This is a genomic window from Burkholderia aenigmatica (genome assembly GCF_902499175.1).
In the GTDB taxonomy this organism is placed as follows: domain Bacteria; phylum Pseudomonadota; class Gammaproteobacteria; order Burkholderiales; family Burkholderiaceae; genus Burkholderia; species Burkholderia aenigmatica.
On the sequence record NZ_CABVQC010000066.1, the window covers coordinates 24285 to 45286 of the forward strand.

The window sequence follows — 21002 nt, forward strand, 5'->3', positions numbered from 1 at the left end:
AGATTGAGCTCGCAAGTACGAATTCAATCGGATGCTTCTCATGACCGTTCCTGATATTCCTCGAACCACATCCACCGACCTGGCTCAAACAGGTTCGTGTACTGGTTTCGTTCCTCTTGCTCCCGAGGGGTGAGCTTGCGGACATTGGGAAATTTTTGTCCCTTCCAGATCAGATGAATATCCGAATTGGAAGTCTTGGTGTATCCCTGCCATATCCCGGTTTCTGGGCACAGCATGTCCGTACACAGATTCATCAACTCGTATTTGTAGCGCTTGGCCTGTTGCTCCTCCAAGCGGCGCTGCTCGCGTTCCTCCGGTGTCAAGATTTTGTATGTGCGGCGTATTTCGACTATCCATAATTGCTGCGGAGATGATCCATCTAGCGGATTTATGTAACCAAGATCGACATCGATCGGAAATTTACTGCCCGGAATATCTTTCGAACGGTAGCGAAAGGACTGCAAATTAGGAGCGTCGGGGGTGCGCGCCCTTATTTCATTCCCGTATCTGCGATTCCCTCGATGATCAATCCAATAGTCCTCTAGCTGGAGAAGCGATTTGATTTCCGTGTCAGGCAGATTGGCAACCCTTACGTCGAGGACAATCCTTACCCCAGCCGGAACAATTTTCACCTTATCGCGATCATCGCTGTAGTCTTCCGGATCGTCTCCGGTGGAGAGTTCAATCTCTGTTCCGCGCAGCGCACGATTTGCATATTTATAAAGAAACCCTTTTGCAGGAGGGTGCGTCCATGTTGTGTAGTTTGTTCCGAAGACAACATATTCGGGGTCGTACGACGCATCATCACGCAGGATCGCCATTGCTGTTTTAAGGATGGTCCGCAGCACGACGCGCTGCTCTTCGTCGGTCGTCTGCATTTCAAAACCCTCTCCCAATGGTTTTAAGTGAAGCATCGTATCCTCCTGTGCATGTACCGGGATTGCGCACGAAAGCACGATCAGGACGGTCCCAATAAGCTTGCACCACTTCCGCACATGCATAGGCATCTTCTTCATGTAACTGGCTCCGGTATCCCTCTTCGAAACTCACCATCTTGGCCGCCGTTTCTGGCGACACCCGAAACAACTTGCAAACTTCGGCCTGTGCAACCTGCACGTCGAGCTTCACATAGGATCCGCCTGTCTGATTTTTCATGTAAGAAATCATCCAGTAATAGTGAAAAACCAACATGCGATGCAGTCCCGTCAATATCCTTGTGTCATCTGGAAGTCGAGTCTTTTCGGCTGCGTCAAAGACATCCTTGCGCACACTGTCGCCATACACTTGCATTGCCTGAGAGAACGTCGCGTAGTCGCTCGGATGTTGTTGAAGCAAGGCCATCATCCAGAATGTTTGCTGGCAATGTCGCGCTTCGTGATAAAGCAAATCTGCGAAGGCCTTCAAGGCGCCATTCAATGCGGTCGTATTATTCGATGATGCAATGATCTTTGTTATTTCTCTCTCTTGGATAGCTATTACCCAGTATCTTCCGATAAATGATGCGCTGACATCCGGGCGCATGTTGTACCGGGACCACCCTTCACTTGCGCTAACAATATTGATCTTGGGAGTCGCGCCATTTGATCTCATCGGATCGCCCAACGATCCAGTGGGCAATCCGAATGGCCCCGCATCAAGAGCTGTGCTCAATATATTTCCAACTGCAAGCGTGATGTTTGCCTTTAAGTCTTTTGATGTCTCGCCATTTAAGGTGTTGAACTTGCCCCACTCAATCCCATTGAGTGCCTTCTTGATCGCCGCCGTATAGGCCTTCGTCACCGGATACTCAACATCGCGGCGCACCGGCATGTCCGGGGGCGTATCGCCTTGTTTCGCCCCGTCGATGAAGTGGTGGAAGCGCAGCCCGAAGTTGAGCGGATCGCAGCTCGCGAACGCGGCCGGCTGACTCTCGGACGTAGCCCCCTGCTCCGGGGGGCTGACCTTCTTGCCCTTGATCGTTGTGGTGCGCTTGTCGGCGTTCGGCGCTCGGGCGGTGTAAGGCGTCGTGTTGTCGCGCACGACGGCCGCCCGGTTTACCGCAATCACCTTGTCCGGATCGCTCGCCGCTAGCAATTCCACCGTGCCGAACGCGATGTCATGGCTCGTCACCACGTCCGTTTCGCCCAGCTCGTTACTCACGCCCTCGATCACGCGGCCGTTGTCGAGCGTGACGCGGTACGGCTGGTTCGGTAGTGCGAACCCGCCGTCGTGTTCGAGCAGCACAAAGTGCGCGGCATATTGCCCCGGATGCTCGGGAGTGACCGGCTGGCGCATCGGCCGCACTTGAGCAGTGTCTGTCTGATGACTGCCTGCATAGACCGTGTGCTCGCCGGCCGTCCGCACCACGTAACCTTGATCGCTGATGCGAACCTCCGTACCGCCAGCGTGCAGCACGATTTCGTCTGCCGCGTGCAAGTGGATGCTGTCGGTTGTACTCGTGATGTTGATTGCCTTCTTTGCGGTGAGGTCAACACCGTCGGTCTGCGCTTCGATGCGTACTTTTCCCGCTGCGGCGACGAGTGCCATACCCGCCTTGTGCACGAACAACGAGAACGCATTCGATACGCTCGCAAACAGCGAACGCCCCACGGCAAGCCCGACATGCCGACCGCTTGTTATGGCAACATCCTCACCGCTCGCAATATGAGCGCCACGCTCAGCCGCCAGACTGAATCCGGCTGGTCCGGCCAGTACGATGTCAGCCTCTGTCAATTCCGGGAAATCGTCCGTGCCGGCCGGCGTATTGCCTCGAATCGCATCGTTGCGCGCCCTGATCGACTTGGTCACATCGCTCTGATCCGCATCGGGCTGTTGCGCTTGATGTCGTTGCGCCAGCCCCGTGAGGCTTTCCTGTAGCTCGCGCGCCCGCGTGAGTCGGCCGATGGCTTCCTTGGCGTCCTTCGCATGGCCCGGGCCGCCCGGTTGGCCGTCCGTCAGCAGAAACAAGCCCTTCAGCGCGCGCACCACGCCCCAGTCGTCGGTGCGAAGATCGAACCCCTTGCCGCGTGCATCGGCGCGCCCCTTCTTTGGGGTGATACGTCGGAGATGGCCAAGACTCAGCTGTGACGTGCCGGCGTCGCTCGCAAGCTGCGTCTGGATTTGCTCGCGCGTATCGTCGATTGCCAGATGGCCGGACGCGTTGCCGTGGAGTTCTCGTCCGCGAATCACCGATATCGCGTGATTGTGCGGCGGGTCCAGTGCAGGCTGGCGGAATGCGTTGACGGCACTACCGATAATCACCGGCAAATCAGGGTCACCGTAGTAGTGCGACACCGCCACTTCATGACCGATGCGCGGGATGAACGTCGCGCCCATGTCGGTGCCTTGCCACGGCGACAGCACACGCAGCCAGATGCCCGAATTCTCGTCGTGCTTGCCCTGCCGGTCCCATGCGAATTGCACCTTCACGCGGCCGTATTGGTCCGTCCAGATTTCCTGTCCGGCGGGGCCGACGACAATTGCTTTCTCAGGCCCGCCCATAATGGGCTTGCGTACGCTGCGCTCCAGCCTGAATGGCTCATTCGTCGGCAGCAGTTCGAATTGCGTGTCGGCGCGATAGGTTTGCGCGCTGCCGGCTCGCCCGCCGACTTCCTCGATATCGAGCGTGCAGGAAACGACGACGTACTCGCGATTCGCCGCCTGCTGCGGATGGCCGATGAGCGTAAAGGTGTGACCGACCGTGAGGCCGCGCAGATTCCCTTTGCCGTGTGCACGCAGTCCCACGCAGCGCTGCGCCTCAAGCTGCACACGCGCGAAGTGCCGCGCCTCCCGCTCCGTATCGTTCGGCTGGCCTGTCAGCCCTTGCGTGCCGGCGAGCGGCTGACTGTAGTCACCCCAGTCATAAATCTCGCCACCCGAGCTGGCCGTCGGACGAGGGTCTTCCACGGTAACGCCCAGCCTCGCGCGTGGCCGCGTGTAGTCGTAATCCGTTACGCTCACGGACCCCGCCGTCAATCGACTGGTCACGGACAGCGTGTGTATGTGTTCCTCGTCGATGCGCTGACCGCCGGGTGGCAGATAGCGCAAAGTCTCGTAAGCCTCCCCGTGCGGCTGGTATCCGCCCATCGGGTCGCACAAGACCAGACGGTGATGGCCGTCGTCATGTTCGAACCACCACCAGATGCCCCATTCTTCCCAGAGGCGTTGCAGGAACGCCCAGTCCGATTCAAAGGCCTGTCTCTGTACGTCGCGTTTCGGATAGACGCCCCTGAATGCGCCCAGGCGCTTATCGACGGGATAGGGGTATTTCGAGAGCACCGCATCGGTGATTTCGACGACGGTCATATCCTGAAACAGGCGGCAATCCTGCGTCAGGGTCGCGCGATAGAGCCATGGCCGCAGTTCGAGTTCGTACAGGATCGCCTTGCGATCCTGACCGGCAAGCCGTGCCGTTTCGACCAATCCGGTGATCTCGCGCGTACCCGCTCCGATGTTGCCAAGTCCGGCAGCGCCTACCATCCCCGGAATGAACCGACCTTTGCCTTCGAGCTGGATCGACACGGTGACTTCCGTGCCGACTATCCTGTCCAGATCGAGATCCGCCGTGCGGCTCGGCGAAACGGCATAGGCGTCGTCGGTGCGCAGCGCGACGAGATAGCGGCATTCATCGAGGCGGCCGATGGTTTCGGTGCCTTGCAGGCGCACCGGAATGAATACCGGCAGTGCATCCATCCCGTACGTCGGTAGCGACGCACCCCCGATCGACAGCGTGCGAGCCTGAGCAAAAATCCCCATTTACTCCGCCCCCGTCGTTCGCTGACCAATGACGGTCGCACCGCACCCGCTTTTGTCGCCGTGATAACCCACGCGCCGGCCGTGATGCGTACGCTGGCCGCTCGCCAGCAACGGGAAAACGCCACCGCATGTCGGACAACGAACACCGTGGCCGTCAAGCGCAACACTGATGCCAAGATGCTTCAGGTCACTGGCAGCTTCGATGACGGTGCCGCCGTGGTCGGTTGAGTCACCGAGGCGGACCATTTCATGGCCTAGTGCATTCTTCATCAGCGCTCTCGCAAATCACGTGGAGCGAGATTGATAACGCGGAAATTCGGCGCCGACTATGGGATGAATACGATTTTTCGGACTTTGACTTTCGTTAAACAAATGATGTTTGTTTTTACACGAGCGCAACGACGGCCGCGCACGAGCAGTTCGCCGTGCTGCGGACTGCGAAGTTTGCGGAAGTGCTGCGGGGTATCGAGTTCGCGCCGGGGACGGATACGGGGCGGTCGCACTGAGGCGGGCGGGCCCCGGCTGATACCGGGTGACGGAGGCCCGGCTGCGCGTTTCAGCGGCCGGGCCTTTCAACTGTGTCTTAGCGCGGGTTCAATCGGTGCGTTGCGCTTCACCGTCTTTCGGCTCCGCCTGCGCCGCGCGCTGCCAGATCGGGAACATCGCGTTCTGGACCGACGTCTGCGCGTCGATGACCTTGCGGTGATCGATGCCTGGCAGGTCGAGCAGCCGATCGACCGCCGCTTTCACGCCGTCGGCGTTCTGCGGGAACCCGCACGCGAACTGCTTGTTCGTATCGAACAGGATCCACCACACGTCCGATTCGTAGGGCCCCTGGTCGTTGGTTTCGATCACGACCGCGCCGAGGTCGGCCAGCGCGATTCCATGCGTCGTGCCCTTCGGGTCGATTGCCTCGATGCGCGTATCGGTCGTGGTCACGACCCAGCGGTTCGGCGGGATGGGCGAAAGGGGCGGTGACGGTGCGGTGCCCGGTTGCGCCGCGTCGCCGGCGCCGGCCGGCGCGGCGGCATCCATTGCATCCATTGGATCGATCGCATCCATCGGATCGACCGGGCTATCCGGCACGATCCCCGTTGCAGGCGCGACGGCGTCCCTGTTCCCGCGCCCGCCGATCCACGGCAACGCGGCGGCGCCAACCATGGCCGCAAGCCACAGGTAGTACCCGATGCCGAAAGCGTGGATCGGCTTGAAGTCCGGGCCGGTCGGAATCGTGTGCCATCCGAGCGCGAAGGCCACGACCACGGCGAGCAGCGCGGACACGACACGGTTCGGCTTGATCAGCGCCACGACCAGCAGCGGGTTGCCGAGCCACGCGAATTGCAGGTCGAGGATCGCGAGCGGGCCGATCACGAGCACCATGTAACCGCGCCACCAGTGCACCGCGCCGATTGCATTCGGCGGTTCAGCGGCGACCGGTAGCAGCAGCGACACGACGTACAGCGCGACGAGGACGGCGCGCGCGAGGTTCAGGCGAGCGGAAGCGGTACGAGTCTGCATGTTGCCTTCTTGTTGTGCAGGGGCGAGCGACGCGGTCAATGCCGGACGGCCGTGCCGGCATTCACGACGCGTGGCGCGCACGCGTCGCAGGCGATTGTGGGCGATTCGCGCGGCGATGTCGAATGCGCACCGGACACCCGGCCTCGCCGCCCGCCGGCCGGCACGGCATCAAAGCGCTTCGACCAGCAACCGCTTGCTCTTCTCGCAATACTCGCGACACGCCGCCCGCGCCGCAGTCGCCGCGCCATGCACGAACCGCGGCGCATCCGCCCGCCGCGACATCGACACGACGATCGACGGCGGCGAAGGTTGCAGCGGCAGCTCGACGACTTCACCGCTTTCGATCAGCGCATCGACGAACAGACTCGGAATCGCCGCCACGCCAAACCCGTCGCGCACGAGCTGCACGATCACCGAGATCGACGGCGAGCCGGTGATGCGCGTGTCCGACAGCGGTACGCCGTGCGTGTGCGCGAGCGTACGCACGATGTCCTCCAGCGCACGATGCGGCGCCGTACCGCGCCCGTAGGTGAGAATCGGCTGCCGCAGCACCTGCCGCGCGAGCCCCGTGCGCGCATTCGGCAGCAACCCGGCACGCGCGATCCAGCGCACCGGATAGTTCGCGAGCGCATCGCACACGACCGACGCCTCGTCGCTGCCTTCCACGCGGATGATCAGGTCGAGCTCGCCGGCCATCAGCCGGCGCTGCAGCACGACACTGACGTCGACGGTCAGGTCGATTTCCAGCTGCGGATAATCGGCCGCGAGCCGCCGCATATAGTGCGGCAGCCAGCTGTGCACGACGGTCTCGATCACGCCGAGCCGCAGCTTGCCGCGCAGCGCGCTCTCGCCGGATGCGGCGGCCTGCAGCTCCTGGGTCGCCTCGACCACGGCTTTCGCGTAGCCGAGCAGGTATTCGCCGTTCGGCGTGAGGCGGAATTCGCGGCTGTCGCGGTCGACGAGTACCGTCTGCAGCTCGTCCTCGAGCGCCTTCAGGCGCTGCGAGATCGCGGCCGGCGTCGCGTGCAGCGCGGCGGCCGTCGTACGGAAGTTGCGCAGCTTCGCGAGCGTGACGAAGGTTTCGAGAAAACGCGTGTTCATGGCGGTCGGACGGACGGTGGAGGCGCACTGTGCCGGTGAGGAAAAGTGAACGGAGCCGGGGAAAACCCCGAGATCCGTTAAGAAATTCTATACACGAAGCGCAAAAAAACTCGTTGGCGGCAAAATTTTTTCTTTTCTATTCTTCGCCGTATCCGATGACACGCCATCGTCATCCTGCCGACACACCGATCTGCCACAAGCCTTGACCACCATGACGCCTTCCGAATTCCGCCAGTCCGTGCGCCACGGCGCGTTCCGCGGCCCGACCGCCGGCCACTGCGGCCCGTACGCGCAAGCGAACCTCGCGATCCTGCCCGAAGCGGTCGCGCACGATTTCCTGCGCTTCTGCCAGGCGAACCCGAAAGCCTGCCCGCTGCTGGGCGTCGGCGAACCGGGCGCATTCCGGGTCGACGCGCTCGGTGAGGATCTCGACATCCGCACCGACGTGCCGAGCTACAACGTCTACCGCGACGGCCGCCTGACCGAGCGCGTCGAATCGCTGGAAGCACTGTGGCGCGACGATTTCGTCGTGTTCGCGATCGGCTGCTCGTTCTCGTTCGAAGACATGCTGGCCCGCGAAGGGATCGGCCTGCGCCACGTCGAGGAGGGCCGCAACGTGCCGATGTACCGCACGTCGATTCCGAACCGCCGCGCGGGGATCTTCGGCGGCCAGCTCGTCGTGTCGATGCGGCCGATGCGCGGCGCCGACGCGATCCGCGCGGTGCAGATCACGAGCCGGTTCCCCGGTGTGCACGGTGCGCCGATCCATCTCGGCGATCCGCGCGAACTGGGCATTGCCGATCTGAACGCGCCCGAATTCGGCGACGCGGTAACGATCCGCGACGGCGAGCTGCCGGTGTTCTGGGCGTGTGGCGTGACGCCGCAAACCGCGCTGATGGACGCGAAGCTGCCGATCGCGATTGCGCACACGCCGGGCCACATGCTGATGACCGACATCACGAACGCGTCGCTGGCCATATTCTGAGCCGGGGCAACGACGACCCGCACGACATACCGCACGGACGATCGCCATTTGACGGCGCATAACGACAGGAGCACCACCATGGAAAGCAAGACCCTCGCGGCGAGCGCCGCGGAGCCCGCGAGCCCCGAGCGCAACGGCCTGTTCTCGTGGTACGGGGACGCGCAGCCGCGCGAGCGCCGCGCGTTCTGGAGCTGCAAGGTCGGCTACATGCTCGACGGGATGGACACGCAGATGCTGTCGTTCGTGATCCCGACGCTGGTGGCGACGTGGGGCATCTCGCTTGCGGACGCGGGTTTCATCGGCACGATCACGCTGCTCGCGTCGGCGCTCGGCGGCTGGATCGCCGGCATCCTGTCCGACCGGATCGGCCGCGTGCGCACGCTGCAGCTCACCGTGCTGTGGTTCGCGGTGTTCACCGCGCTGTGCGGGCTCGCGCAGAGCTACCACCAGCTGCTCGCGGCGCGCGCGCTGATGGGCTTCGGCTTCGGCGGCGAATGGACGGCCGGCGCGGTGCTGATCGGCGAAGTGATCCGCGCGCGCGATCGCGGCAAGGCGGTCGGCCTCGTGCAGTCGGGCTGGGCGATCGGCTGGGGCCTGTGCGCACTGCTGTATGCGCTGCTGTTCTCGGTGCTGCCGGCCGAGCAGGCGTGGCGTGCGCTGTTCCTCGTCGGGCTGGCACCGGCATTGCTGGTCGTCGCGATCCGCCGCTACGTGAAGGAGCCGGACGTCTACGAGAAGGAGAAGGCCGCGCAGGCGAAGGTGGCCGATGCGCCGCGCCTCACCGAGATCTTCGCGCCGAAGCTGATCACGACGACGCTGCGCGCGGCGCTGCTGACGACCGGCGCGCAGGGCGGCTACTACGCGATCACGACGTGGTTGCCGACCTTCCTGAAGACCGAGCGTCACCTCACCGTGATGGGCACCGGCGGCTATCTCGCGATGATCATCTTCGGCTCGTGGGTCGGCTACCTGACGAGCGCGTACCTGACCGACCGCCTCGGCCGCAAGCCGAACTTCATCCTGTTCGCGGTCGGCTCGATGGTGATCGCGTTCGCGTACACGTCACTGAACCTGACCAACGCGTCGATGCTGTGGCTCGGCTTCCCGCTCGGCTTCTTCGCATCGGGCATCTTCTCGGGGATGGGCGCGTTCCTCACCGAACTGTTCCCGACCCGCGTGCGCGGCTCCGGCCAGGGCTTCTGCTACAACGTGGGCCGCGCGATCGGTGCGCTGTTCCCGTTCCTGATCGGCGCGCTGTCCAAGCAATACGGGCTCGGCATGAGCATCGGCATCTTCGCGGTCGCCGCGTACGGCGTGGTGATCGTCGCCGCGCTGACGCTGCCCGAGACACGCGGCCGCGAACTCGACGCCGCCTGACCAACGTCAGCGGCAGGGCGCTCCGCCCTTCATTTTTTTCCCCTTTCATCGACCCCGTGACACGGCGCGCGACGCGCGCCGTGCGGCGGCGCTCGTCCTTCGATTCAACGACGCATCGACCCGACATCATGACTGACCGACACCTTTCCCCCGTTCCGTCCGACGCCGCACGCTGGCAATTCTGGATCGACCGCGGCGGCACGTTCACCGACATCGTCGCGCGCCGGCCCGACGGCACGCTCGTCACGCACAAGCTGCTGTCGGAGAACCCCGAGCAGTACCGCGACGCCGCCGTGGCCGGGATCCGCCACCTGCTGGGTCTCGCGGCCGGCGAGCCGATCACGCCCGAGCGCGTCGACATGGTGAAGATGGGCACGACGGTCGCGACCAACGCGCTGCTCGAACGCAAGGGCGAACGCACCGCGCTCGCGACGACGCGCGGCTTTCGCGACGTGCTGCGCATCGCGTACCAGAACCGGCCGCGCCTGTTCGATCTCGACATCGTGCTGCCCGACGCGCTGTACGAGACCGTCATCGAGATCGACGAGCGCATCGGCGCGCGCGGCGACGTCGTCGTGCCGCTCGATGTTCAGGGTGCCGAAGCGTCGCTGCGCCGCGTGTTCGACTCGGGCGTACGCGCGCTCGCGATCGTGCTGATCCACGGCTATCGCTACACCGCGCACGAACGCGCGCTGGCGGACCTCGCGCGCCGCATCGGCTTCACGCAGGTCTCGGTGTCGCACGAGGTGTCGCCGCTGATGAAGATGGTGTCGCGCGGCGATACGACCGTGGTCGACGCGTACCTGTCGCCGATCCTGCGCCGCTACGTCGAGCAGGTCGCGCACGAGATGCCGGGCGTGAACCTGCAGTTCATGCAGAGCAGCGGCGGGCTGACGCGCGCCGACGCGTTCCAGGGCAAGGACGCGATCCTGTCGGGCCCGGCCGGCGGCATCGTCGGGATGGTGCGCGCCGCGCAGGCGGCCGGCTTCGAGCGCGTGATCGGCTTCGACATGGGCGGCACGTCGACCGACGTGTCGCACTACCACGGCGAGTTCGAGCGCGTGTTCGAGACGCAGGTGGCCGGCGTGCGGATGCGCGCGCCGATGATGAGCATCCATACGGTCGCCGCCGGCGGCGGCTCGGTGCTCGGCTTCGACGGCGCGCGGCTGCGCGTCGGGCCCGAGTCGGCCGGCGCGAACCCGGGGCCGGCCGCGTACCGGCGCGGCGGCCCGCTGACGGTGACCGACTGCAACGTGATGCTCGGCAAGATCCAGCCCGATCATTTCCCGCGCGTGTTCGGCCCGCAGGCGGATGAACCGCTCGACCGCGACGGCGTGGTCGCGAAGTTCGCCGCGCTCGCCGACGAGATCCACGCGGTGACGGGGCGGCGCGAGACACCCGAGGCGCTCGCCGAAGGCTTCCTCGAAATCGCAGTCGGCAGCATGGCGAACGCGATCAAGAAGATCTCCGTGCAGCGCGGCCACGACGTGTCGCGCTACGTGCTGACGACGTTCGGCGGCGCGGGCGGCCAGCACGCGTGCGGCGTGGCCGACGCGCTCGGGATGACGCAGGTGTTCGCGCATCCGCTCGCGGGCGTGCTGTCCGCATACGGAATGGGGCTCGCCGACCAGACCGCGATGCGCGAGCGGGCGGTCGAGGCAGTGTTGTCGGACGATTCGCTGCCGGCGCTGAATGGCGCGCTCGACCGGCTGGCTGACGAGGCGGTCGGCGCGCTGCTCGAACAGGGGGTGCCGCCGGAGCGGATCGCGACCGAGCGCCGCGTACACCTGCGCTACCAGGGCACCGATTCGGCGCTCGACGTGCCGGCCGGCAGTGTTGCGGCGATGCAGCAGGCGTTCGAGGCCGCGTACCGGCAGCGTTACGCGTTCCTGATGCCCGGCACGCCGCTCGTGGCCGAACTGGCATCGGTCGAAGCGATCGGCCGCTCCGACGCGCCGGTGGAGATCGCGCCGCTCGCCCCGCGCGGCGACGCCGCCGCGCTGCGCGCGCATTCCGCGGTGCGCTTCCATTCCGGCGGCCAATGGCATGACGCGGCGCTGTACGTACGCGACACGCTGCTGGCCGGAGACGCGATCGACGGCCCGGCGATCGTCGCGGAGAAGAACGGCACGACCGTCGTCGAGCCCGGCTGGCGCGCGCAGATGACCGCGCAGGGCAACCTCGTGCTGACGCGCGTCACGCCGCTGCCGACACGCCGCTCGCTCGGCACCGACGCCGATCCGGTGCGGCTCGAGATCTTCAACAACCTGTTCATGTCGATCGCCGAGCAGATGGGGCTGCGGCTGCAGAACACCGCGTACTCGGTGAACATCAAGGAGCGCCTCGACTTCTCCTGCGCGATCTTCGACGGCGACGGCAACCTGATCGCGAACGCGCCGCACATGCCCGTGCACCTCGGCTCGATGGGCGAGAGCATCCGCACGGTGATCGAACGCAATCGCGGCCGCATGCGCGACGGCGACGTATTCATGCTGAACGACCCGTATCACGGCGGCACGCACCTGCCGGACGTGACCGTCATCACGCCGGTGTTCGTGGACGGCTCGGACGCGCCGCTGTTCTATGTCGGCTCGCGCGGCCACCACGCGGACATCGGCGGCACGACGCCGGGCTCGATGCCGCCCGATTCGACCCACATCGACGAAGAGGGCGTGCTGATCGACAACTGGCAGCTCGTGTCGGCCGGCACGCTGCGCGATGCGGACACCCGCGCGCTGCTCGCGTCGGGCCGCTACCCGGCGCGCAACGTCGAGCAGAACATGGCCGACCTGCGCGCGCAGGTTGCCGCGAACCAGAAAGGCGTCGACGAGCTGCGCCGGATGGTCGCGCAGTTCGGCCGCGACGTCGTGCTCGCGTTCATGGGGCACGTGCAGGACAACGCGGAAGAAGCCGTGCGGCGCGTGATCGGCGCGCTGCAGGACGGCGCATACCGCTATCCGCTCGACAACGGCGCGGAGATTCGCGTCGCGATCCGCGTCGACCGGGCGGCGCGGCGCGCGGAAATCGATTTCACGGGCACGTCCGCGCAGCTCGACAACAACTTCAACGCGCCGAAGGCCGTGTGCATGGCCGCCGTACTGTACGTGTTCCGCACGCTGGTCGGCGACGACATCCCGCTGAACGCCGGCTGCCTGAAGCCGCTCACGGTGATCGTGCCCGCGCGCTCGATGCTGAACCCCGAGTATCCGGCGGCGGTCGTGTCGGGCAACGTCGAGACGTCGTCGGCGATCACCAACGCGCTGTACGGCGCGCTCGGCTGCGTCGCGTCGAGCCAGGGCACGATGAATAACTTCACATTCGGCAATGATCGCTACCAATACTACGAGACTATTGCGGGCGGCAGCGGTGCCGGCGACGGCTTCGCGGGCGTCGGCGCGGTGCAGACGCACATGACGAACTCGCGGCTCACCGATCCGGAGGTGCTCGAATGGCGCTACCCGGTGCGGCTCGACTCGCACCGGATCCGCGCCGGGTCGGGCGGCGGCGGGCGCTGGCGCGGCGGCGACGGCGCGGTACGGCGGATCCGCTTCCTCGAGCCGATGACCGCGTCGATCCTGTCGAACAACCGGATCCACGCGCCGTTCGGCGCGGCGGGCGGCGAGGCCGGCGCGCTCGGCCGCAACACGATCGAGCGCGCGGACGGCACGGTCGAGGCGCTCGACCATATCGGCCGCGCGCAGATGGCGCCGGGCGACGTGTTCGTCGTCGAAACCCCCGGCGGCGGCGGATACGGTGCGGCGGGCTGAGCCGTACACCCGGCGCGGGCGCCCCGCGCCGGGTGCGTGGCGACATTGCAACGAACTGTGGAATAAAGCCGCGCATTAACGCACGAACGGAATCAAAAATGACGGGAAATCGGGTCGCCGGCATGCGATCCGACCCTGTCGCCACGATCCTGTCACATCGCTGCCACCGAATGCTGGAATCAGCCGCAAACGCCCGCCTGGCGGGGCGCTCAGCCCGTCTCGCCGAACCCGTTGCGCACCGCCGCAACCGCGATTGAGCGGGCTGCCAATCATGAAAAATCCGGCTTGCCAATCGAGTCCCGATTCCTTGACACTCTGCTCTAAATGTGAGTGCCAATCATGATCGTCATTTGATAAGATGGCTCTCATCATTCGTTAGGCACAACCTGCGCGCATCACGCGCGAACGCCGGGTCGCATTAGCTGGAAACAAGTACGGGACGAGGCCCATCATCACGGCAATTACGGTCGCCGTTCCGGGTGCGCGCGACGCGCGGCCCGGAAGGGCGGGCGGCCGGCTCGCTCCGTCTACACTGTGCGTTTTTTCTGGATCGGGGCGTCTCCATGGATGACGAAAACGATAGCGCGGTGCTCGAGGCGCATGTCGGTACGCGCAGCCCCTGCTGGCGTCTCGGCAGCGACAGCAATGCACTCGAACTGGCGGCCGTCCGCGGCCTGACCAACGTCGCCGTTGCGCTGACGGTCGAACAGGCCGCGCGCATCCGCGCGCTGACCGGCGTCACGTCGCACCTCGTGCTCGACATCGCGCTGTTTGGCAATCCCGTCAGCCTCCACCTCGTCGGCCGGAAGGTCGACACGACCGACTGGGCCGGCACGGCCTCCGCGTATTCCGATACCGAATCCGTCGCGGGCGATCTCGCGCACGGGCTCGCGTTTGCCGAGCAGGTCGTGTCCGAAGTGAATTCGCTCGTCGTGATCCTCGACCGCAACGGGATGGTGCAGCGCTTCAACCGCCTGTGCGAGGAAGTGACGGGCAAGCGCGAGGTCGACGTGATCGGCCGCAGCGCGTTCGAACTGTTCATGAGCCCCGAGCAGGGCGCGCAGTCGCGCAGCAACATTTCCGGCTTTTTCGCGAGCAACCACTCGTTCGCGGTCGAGCGCTACATCAACACGGTCAACGGGCCGCGCCTGTTCCAGTTCCGCAACAAGTTCGTGCAGAGCGGCAGCGGCGTCGACGAGCAGTTCCTGATCTGCTCGGGCATCGACATCACCGAGGAGCGCAGCGCGCAGCAGCGGCTCAGCGAACTCGCGAACACCGATGTGCTCACCGGGCTGCCGAACCGCCATGCGATCAGCGAGCGCATCCACGCGGCGATCGCCGCGGAGACCGCCGCGTCGCGCGGGCAGGTCGGCATCCTGTTCCTCGATCTCGACAACTTCAAGCGTGTCAACGATCACTACGGGCACATCACCGGCGACCGGCTGCTGCAGGACGTGTCGTCGATCATCAGCGGCTGCCTGCCGTCCGGTGCGACGCTCGCGCGGCTCGGCGGCGACGAATTCCTCGTGCTGTTCGAGCACGGCACGCGGCCGCTGCTCGAAGCGACCGCGCAGATCATCCTCGAACGGCTGCGCACGCCGATCCATCTCGGGCTGATGGAGGTCTACACGAGCTGCTCGATCGGCATCGCGATGCATCCGCAGCACGGCGATTCGCTCGAGACGCTGATCCGCAGCGCCGATACCGCGATGTACGTCGCGAAGGAAGAGGGCAAGCATACGTATCGCGTGTTCTCGCTGGAGATGAACCAGAAGGTTGCGAAGTACATGTGGCTCGACACGAACCTGCGCAAGGCGCTCGAGGAGGAGCAGTTCGTGCTGCACTACCAGCCGGTCGTCGATATCGCGACCGGCGACGTGCACGGTGTCGAGGCGCTGGTCCGCTGGCAGTCGCCCGACCGCGGGCTCGTCGCGCCGGTCGAATTCATCCGCTTCGCGGAGGAGTCGGGCCTGATCGCGCCGCTCGGGCGCTGGGTGATGCGCAGCGCGGCCGCGCAGGCCGCCGCCTGGAAGGCGAAGGGGCTCGGCATCCGGATCGCGGTGAACGTGTCCGCGCGGCAGTTGCAGGACATGAACATCGTGTACCAGCTGGCGTCGATCCTCGACGCCGCGGGGCTGAAGCCCGGCCTGCTCGACATCGAGCTGACCGAAAGCTGCTTCATCGAGGACGAGGATGCGGCCAACGGGCTGATGCGCCAGTTCCGCCAGCTCGGCGCGGAGATCCATCTCGACGATTTCGGCACCGGCTATTCGTCGCTGTCGCAGCTGTCGCGCCTGCCGCTCGACGCGATCAAGCTCGACCGCAGTTTCATCACGGGCATCGACCGCAATCCGCGCTCGCAGGCGCTGGTGCGCTCGGTCGTGTCGCTCGCGAAGGCGCTGAATTTCGCGGTGGTTGCCGAAGGCGTCGAAACGCATGCGGAAGCCGAGTTCCTCAAGCAGCTCGACGTCGATCACGCGCAGGGCTACTACTACGCGCGCCCGATGCCGGCGCAGGCGTTCGAGGCGTGGCTCGCGGAGACGAGAAAGCTCAGGCTGATCGCCTGAGCTTCGTTCATGAACGGGCGCCGCCGGCAAGCGGCGGCGCCCGTCGCATTACACGGTGCGCAGCTTCGACACGCGCCGGTTCTGCAGCATCACGAGGCGTTCCATGTACGCGAGATCCTTCGGCTCGATCGTGAACGCCGCATGCACCCACGCTTCCGTGATGTCCATCAGCTCGGAGCGCGTTAGCTGGAACACCCGCTCGCGGGCGCGCAGCATCGCGCGCACGCCGTTCAGCTTCGGCTTCGTCACGTCGATGAAGGTGCGCGTCGCGAGATACGCGTCGCCCGCGTCGAACGTCTGGTCGATCAGGCCGCGATCCTCGTACCACTCGGCCGCGTGCGCTTCACCGGTCGCGATCAACTGCTCCGCGAGACCCCGATCGGCCTTGCGCGCGACGAGCGAATAGCCGCCCATGCCCGGGAACAGGTTGAACGCGATCTCGGGGAACCCGAGTTTCACGCCCTTCTGCGCGAGCATGTAGTGATGCGCGAGCGCGGCCTCGAAGCCGCCGCCGAGCGCGCTGCCCTCGACCATCGCGATCGAGATCGCGCCGGTACCGAAGCCCGTGTAGATCTCGTACACGCCGTCGATGCACGAGCGCGCATAGGCCATCAGCAGGTCACGCTTGCCGCTGCGGATCGCGTCGACGAAGAAGCTCAGGTCGCCGCCGACGTTGAACAGCTCGGGGACGAGCGAGCCCGTCACCCAGAAGTCGAACGGCAGGCCCGAGTCGCGCGCGACGCGTGCGAGATGGATGATGTCGGTAACGAGTTGTTGGTTGAAGCACGGCCGCGGCTCCGATCGCAGCATCATCCACATGACATTACGTCCCTCTTCATAAAAGGCAGTCAGTTGCGTGAGTTCGCCGGCTTCATAAAACGGGCGGCACGCGGGATGGGATTGGAGTTGCATGGTATGTCCTCGTGAGATGTGGTTTTTGAAGACCATCGCGCCCGGTGCCGAGCGGGAGGCGAGTTCCCGCCGGGCGCCGGGCGCGAGGCATCGCCATTGTTGCGCGCGCACATTCGGCGTATCTGTGGAATGGGTCACCGGAAAGGCGCGCGGGCCCATGCTGGACGGCGGTCGAGGACAAACGGTCGAGGAGCGGGGAGCGTCCGGCCGGGCCGGTATCGCGGCGTTCCGGACGTGACGACGGAATGCGGGCAGGCCGCATGACGGCAAACTTGAGAACGGCGCGGCAATGCCGCGTGCGACGCAGGCAGTCGTAACCACGCATTGGCAATGCGGGGAGCGTGTCGCGACCGCTCGCCGTGCAGGGTATTCACGGGTGCCGACGGGGATCCGGCAAATTTTTTGCGGCGTTAGAATCGCGCGCCCGTTCATATCTGCGTGCCCCGTTCCGCACGCAGGGACGCAGATCTCCTCCGCGGCCGGCATCCGACGGAACTTGCCAGAGTCGGTCGGCTTCAGCCAACATTCGCATCCGGCACGGCCGCGCGTTCCGAGCGCGGCCGGCATGGAGGAGAACACGTATGTCAGAGAAACATCGGGTCCTGGTACTGGACGACGATCCGGAGGTGCGCGCCTGGTTGAGGGGCGTGCTGGAAGAGGCAGGGTTCGACGTATCGACGGCCGACAGCGCGGCGATGATGCAGCAGCAACTGGCCGCGGCGCCGCACGCGCTCGTCATCCTCGACCTGAAGCTGCGCGGCGAGGATGGCCTGACTGTGGCGCGCGAGCTGCGACGCCGGTCCGACGTCTCGATCATCATGATCAGCGGGCTGGGCGACGAGACGGACCGCGTGCTCGGCCTCGAAACCGCAGCGGACGATTTCATCACGAAGCCGGTGTCCGGGCGCGAGCTGATCGCGCGCGTGCGCGCGCAGCTGCGCCGCACGACCGAGCTGTCGATGCCGCGTCCCGCACCGAACGGCGGCGGCCCGCGCTTCTGCTTCGACGGCTGGACGCTCGATTTCGCCGCGCGGACGCTTACGCACGGCGGCAATCCGTGCGCGCTGACGCAGGGCGAATTCGAGCTGCTCGCCGCGATGGTGCAGCAGCCGTCGCGCGTCTGGTCCCGCGACCAGTTGCTCGAACATACGCGCGGCTTCGGCATCGACGTGTACGACCGGACGATCGACGTGCTGATCCTGCGCCTGCGCCGCAAGATCGAGCCGAACCCCGAGCAGCCGACCTATATCCGCACGCAGCGTGGTATCGGCTATGTGTTCGCGGTACCCGTCGTGCGCGTGTGACGCGATGCGGACGACGTTCAGGCTGGTGCCGCCCTGGAGTGTCCGGGCCAAGCTGATCGCGACGTTTCTGCTGCTGTTCGGCATCACGCTCGCGGTCGTGGTGGTCGGCGTGCTCGGCATGCGCGCGAACCAGAACGCGCTCGACGAATACGAAGCGAACGTCGTGCCGGAGATTGCCCGCGCGCTCGAGTTGTCGGACAAGGTCGCGCAGCTCGCCGCGGTCGCGCCGAGCATGATGCTGACCGATTCGCCAGACCTGCTTCACAACGACACCGAGCTGCTGCGCGGCCTGCTCGGCGACATCCGGCGGCTGTCGCCCGGCTTCGGCAAACAGCCTGGCCCCGCCGCGAAGGCGGGCGAACAACTTGCCGTGATCGACGATCTCGACGCGATCGACCAGGATCTCGCCCGGCTGCTGATCGTGTCAGGCCGGCAGCGGCAGCTCAAGGAGGAGTTGAGCGACCTGCGCCTCGCGAACGACCGCATCGGCGACAGCATCGCGCGCGACAAGAGTGTGATCGCGCAGCGCGCGCCGACGCTGCTCGAGATCTGGGCACGCACGGCCGGTGCGCTGCAGGCGGCGAACGCGGCGGAGCTCGGCAGCGCGGAAAGCGATAACGAGGCGCTGTGGCTGCGCGTGCGTGAACGCGGCGAAGACCGTCGCCAGCCGGCGCTTGCCGACGCGCTGCAGCGCCTCGATGGCGGCACGCGCAACGCGTTCGCGGTGCGCCGCGAGTTCTTGTCGAGCGAAGCGCAGACGGGCTATCTCGTCACGCTCCTGCGCGGCCACGCGGACCACCTGAGCGGCAAGTCGGCGCGCTACGTCGAGCGGTTGCGGCAGATCGCCAGCGAACGCAGCGACAAGGTGCGCAAGGTCGCGGTGTCCAGCCAGTCGGGCCTGTTGCTGCTGGCCGTCGCGGGCGTCGCCGTGGCGCTGCTCGGCGTCGCGTATGCGAGCCGCATCCTGCACAAGTTGCAGGCGATGACGCGCGTGATGGCGCGACTCGCGAAAGGGATCACGTCCGACCAGATGCCGTCGACGCATCGGCCGGACGAAATCGGCGAGCTGGCGCGCGCGTTCGAGGTGTTCCGCACCAACCTGATCGAGAAAGAGCAACTGACCCAGGGGCTCGAGTCGCAGCGCCGCCTGCAGGAGTCGGTGCTCAACTCGATGAACGACGGGGTGTCCGTCCACGACACGCACGGCAGCTTGATCGCGTGGAATCCGACCTTCGCGACGCTGCTCGGGATCGACCCGGGAGCGCTGCATGCGGGCCTGTCGCTCGCGACGCTGCGGCAGGCCATGCATCAGCCCGCGCGCTGGCGCCAGGTGTCGCGCGAGACCGCGACCCGCACGTCGGACGGCGCGCGCATTGCCGCATCGGCCGAACTGCACCTGCGCGACCATCGGACCCTCGAATTCCACTGCCAGCCGCTTCCGGACGGCGGATGGGTGGCGGTCTGCCGCGACCTGACGAGCCGGCGCGCGGTCGAGGCAGAGTTGCGCCAGGCACAGAAGATGGACGTGCTCGGCCAGTTGACGGGCGGCGTCGCGCACGATTTCAACAACTTCCTCGTCGCGATACTCGGCAACCTGGAGCTGCTGCTGCCGCGGCTCGACGGGCAGCAGGACGCGCAGACGATGGCCGAGCGGGCGCGCCGCGCGGCCGAACGCGCGTCGCGGCTCACGCGGCGGTTACTCGCGTTCGCGCGGCGCCAGCCGCTGCAGGCCGAACGCGTGTCGGTCAGGGCGATGCTCGCGGAGATGCTCGATCTCGTCGAATACTCGGCGGGCCAGCGCGTGACCGTCGTGCTGGAGCCGGCCGCCGACGCGATGTGGGTGAACGTCGACCGCGGCCAGCTCGAGAACGCGGTCCTCAACCTGACGCTCAACAGCGCAGCCGCGATGCCGGACGGCGGGACGCTGGCGCTGGCCGCGCGCCGCGAACCGGCGGCGGACGGTGCCGCGGCGCCGCCGGCGATCGTGCTGAGTGTCACCGACACGGGCTGCGGAATCGCGCCGGTGCTGCTCGACAAGGTGATCGAGCCGTTCTTCACGACCAAGGCGGCCGGCGAGGGGAGCGGGCTCGGGCTCAGCAGCGTCTACGGCTTCGTGCGCCAGAGCGGCGGCGATCTGCGCATTCACAGCGAGGTCGGCCAGGGAACGCGCGTCGACCTGTGGCTGCCCGAGTGCGCCGCACCCGAACGGCGCGGCGCACCGGCCGTCGTTGCGGCCGCGCCCGTTGCCGGACAAGCCGGTGCTCGCGTGCTCGTGGTGGACGACGATCCCGAGGTGCGCGACACGGCGCTCAGCCAGTTCGCGGCGCTCGGCGCGCGGGCCGACGCGGTGGCGACCGGCGACGCGGCATTCCGCTGGCTGGCCGAGCACGGCCCCGTCACGCTCGTGCTGTCGGACATCTCGCTCGGCGCGGGCGGCAGCGGTATCGCGTTCGCGGCGCGGCTCGCCGAGCGCTGGCCGGCACAGCGCGTCGTGCTTACCTCGGGCTTGCCGCCCGAGATTCATCAGACCCATCCCGACTGGCGCGCAGACCTGCCGTTCGTGCCGAAGCCGTTCGATCTCGCGGCACTCGCCGCGCTGCTGGGCTGACGCGCGACGGCGATTGTTTCGATTGTTAATGGCGCGCCGCGTTTCCGAAATTTTCGATTAACCGGACTGGAGTCTCATAGACCCACGGCACCCGGCGACGCGCTCGCGACACCGCGGCGCGCGATTCGA

The 21002-nt window shown here is 66.0% G+C and carries 12 protein-coding genes; 6 read left to right on the forward strand and 6 right to left on the reverse strand.

The window, feature by feature from the left end; genetic code table 11:
• Positions 1-38: 38 nt before the first annotated feature.
• The 5 genes from BDO18943_RS33650 to BDO18943_RS33670 all read right to left on the reverse strand — a co-directional run bounded on the left by BDO18943_RS33650 (position 39) and on the right by BDO18943_RS33670 (position 7353).
• Positions 39-914: a hypothetical protein gene (locus BDO18943_RS33650; protein WP_235996259.1), complete on the reverse strand. Its 876-nt coding sequence runs from the start codon at positions 912-914 to the stop codon at positions 39-41.
• Positions 880-4671 (reverse strand): type VI secretion system Vgr family protein, encoded by a 3792-nt coding sequence (locus BDO18943_RS33655; RefSeq protein WP_235996260.1) that lies wholly within the window; start codon positions 4669-4671, stop codon positions 880-882. Before BDO18943_RS33655 ends, BDO18943_RS33650 begins: the two co-directional genes overlap by 35 nt.
• A gap of 63 nt (positions 4672-4734) precedes the next feature.
• A complete protein-coding gene (locus BDO18943_RS33660; RefSeq protein WP_175025672.1) occupies positions 4735-5004 on the reverse strand; it encodes a PAAR domain-containing protein in 270 nt (89 codons plus the stop codon).
• Between the two features lie 324 nt (positions 5005-5328).
• Positions 5329-6252 carry a hypothetical protein gene (locus tag BDO18943_RS33665; RefSeq protein WP_175025673.1) on the reverse strand — a complete coding sequence of 308 codons (924 nt, stop codon included), beginning with the start codon at positions 6250-6252 and terminating at the stop codon, positions 5329-5331.
• A gap of 168 nt (positions 6253-6420) precedes the next feature.
• Positions 6421-7353 (reverse strand): LysR family transcriptional regulator, encoded by a 933-nt coding sequence (locus tag BDO18943_RS33670; protein WP_175025674.1) that lies wholly within the window; start codon positions 7351-7353, stop codon positions 6421-6423.
• 211 nt (positions 7354-7564) lie between these two features.
• On the opposite strand from BDO18943_RS33670, the gene BDO18943_RS33675 reads away from it, so the two are divergent.
• The 4 genes from BDO18943_RS33675 to pdeR all read left to right on the forward strand — a co-directional run bounded on the left by BDO18943_RS33675 (position 7565) and on the right by pdeR (position 16049).
• The gene (locus BDO18943_RS33675; RefSeq protein ID WP_175025675.1) at positions 7565-8338 is read left to right on the forward strand and encodes a putative hydro-lyase; all 774 of its coding nucleotides are present in this window, start codon (positions 7565-7567) and stop codon (positions 8336-8338) included.
• A 78-nt stretch (positions 8339-8416) separates the two neighbouring features.
• The gene (locus tag BDO18943_RS33680; protein ID WP_043178405.1) at positions 8417-9715 is read left to right on the forward strand and encodes an MFS transporter; all 1299 of its coding nucleotides are present in this window, start codon (positions 8417-8419) and stop codon (positions 9713-9715) included.
• A gap of 128 nt (positions 9716-9843) precedes the next feature.
• Positions 9844-13482 carry a hydantoinase B/oxoprolinase family protein gene (locus tag BDO18943_RS33685; protein WP_175025676.1) on the forward strand — a complete coding sequence of 1213 codons (3639 nt, stop codon included), beginning with the start codon at positions 9844-9846 and terminating at the stop codon, positions 13480-13482.
• Positions 13483-14045: 563 nt separating this feature from the next.
• Positions 14046-16049: a cyclic di-GMP phosphodiesterase gene (pdeR, locus tag BDO18943_RS33690; RefSeq protein ID WP_175025677.1), complete on the forward strand. Its 2004-nt coding sequence runs from the start codon at positions 14046-14048 to the stop codon at positions 16047-16049.
• 48 nt (positions 16050-16097) lie between these two features.
• On the opposite strand, the gene BDO18943_RS33695 is transcribed toward pdeR, so the two are convergent.
• Entirely contained in the window at positions 16098-16961 is an 864-nt protein-coding gene (locus BDO18943_RS33695; protein ID WP_043178398.1) for a crotonase/enoyl-CoA hydratase family protein, read from the reverse strand.
• A 581-nt stretch (positions 16962-17542) separates the two neighbouring features.
• Here BDO18943_RS33695 and BDO18943_RS33700 point away from each other — a divergent pair.
• Both BDO18943_RS33700 and BDO18943_RS33705 read left to right on the forward strand, forming a co-directional pair.
• A complete protein-coding gene (locus tag BDO18943_RS33700) occupies positions 17543-18265 on the forward strand; it encodes a winged helix-turn-helix domain-containing protein (protein WP_175025678.1) in 723 nt (240 codons plus the stop codon).
• 4 nt (positions 18266-18269) lie between these two features.
• Positions 18270-20873, forward strand: a complete 2604-nt coding sequence (locus tag BDO18943_RS33705) for a PAS-domain containing protein (protein ID WP_089453660.1) — start codon at positions 18270-18272, stop codon at positions 20871-20873.
• Positions 20874-21002 lie beyond the last annotated feature (129 nt).

Bases quoted from the DNA above. Each gene is read 5' to 3' on its own strand.
- BDO18943_RS33650 (WP_235996259.1), bottom strand. From the start codon at position 914: ATGCTTCACTTAAAACCATTGGGAGAGGGTTTTGAAATGCAGACGACC.
- pdeR (WP_175025677.1), top strand. From the start codon at position 14,046: ATGGATGACGAAAACGATAGCGCGGTGCTCGAGGCGCATGTCGGTACG.
- BDO18943_RS33670 (WP_175025674.1), bottom strand. From the start codon at position 7,353: ATGAACACGCGTTTTCTCGAAACCTTCGTCACGCTCGCGAAGCTGCGC.
- BDO18943_RS33685 (WP_175025676.1), top strand. From the start codon at position 9,844: ATGACTGACCGACACCTTTCCCCCGTTCCGTCCGACGCCGCACGCTGG.
- BDO18943_RS33675 (WP_175025675.1), top strand. From the start codon at position 7,565: ATGACGCCTTCCGAATTCCGCCAGTCCGTGCGCCACGGCGCGTTCCGC.
- BDO18943_RS33705 (WP_089453660.1), top strand. From the start codon at position 18,270: ATGCGGACGACGTTCAGGCTGGTGCCGCCCTGGAGTGTCCGGGCCAAG.
- BDO18943_RS33655 (WP_235996260.1), bottom strand. From the start codon at position 4,671: ATGGATGCACTGCCGGTATTCATTCCGGTGCGCCTGCAAGGCACCGAA.
- BDO18943_RS33700 (WP_175025678.1), top strand. From the start codon at position 17,543: ATGTCAGAGAAACATCGGGTCCTGGTACTGGACGACGATCCGGAGGTG.
- BDO18943_RS33695 (WP_043178398.1), bottom strand. From the start codon at position 16,961: ATGCAACTCCAATCCCATCCCGCGTGCCGCCCGTTTTATGAAGCCGGC.
- BDO18943_RS33660 (WP_175025672.1), bottom strand. From the start codon at position 5,004: ATGAAGAATGCACTAGGCCATGAAATGGTCCGCCTCGGTGACTCAACC.
- BDO18943_RS33680 (WP_043178405.1), top strand. From the start codon at position 8,417: ATGGAAAGCAAGACCCTCGCGGCGAGCGCCGCGGAGCCCGCGAGCCCC.
- BDO18943_RS33665 (WP_175025673.1), bottom strand. From the start codon at position 6,252: ATGCAGACTCGTACCGCTTCCGCTCGCCTGAACCTCGCGCGCGCCGTC.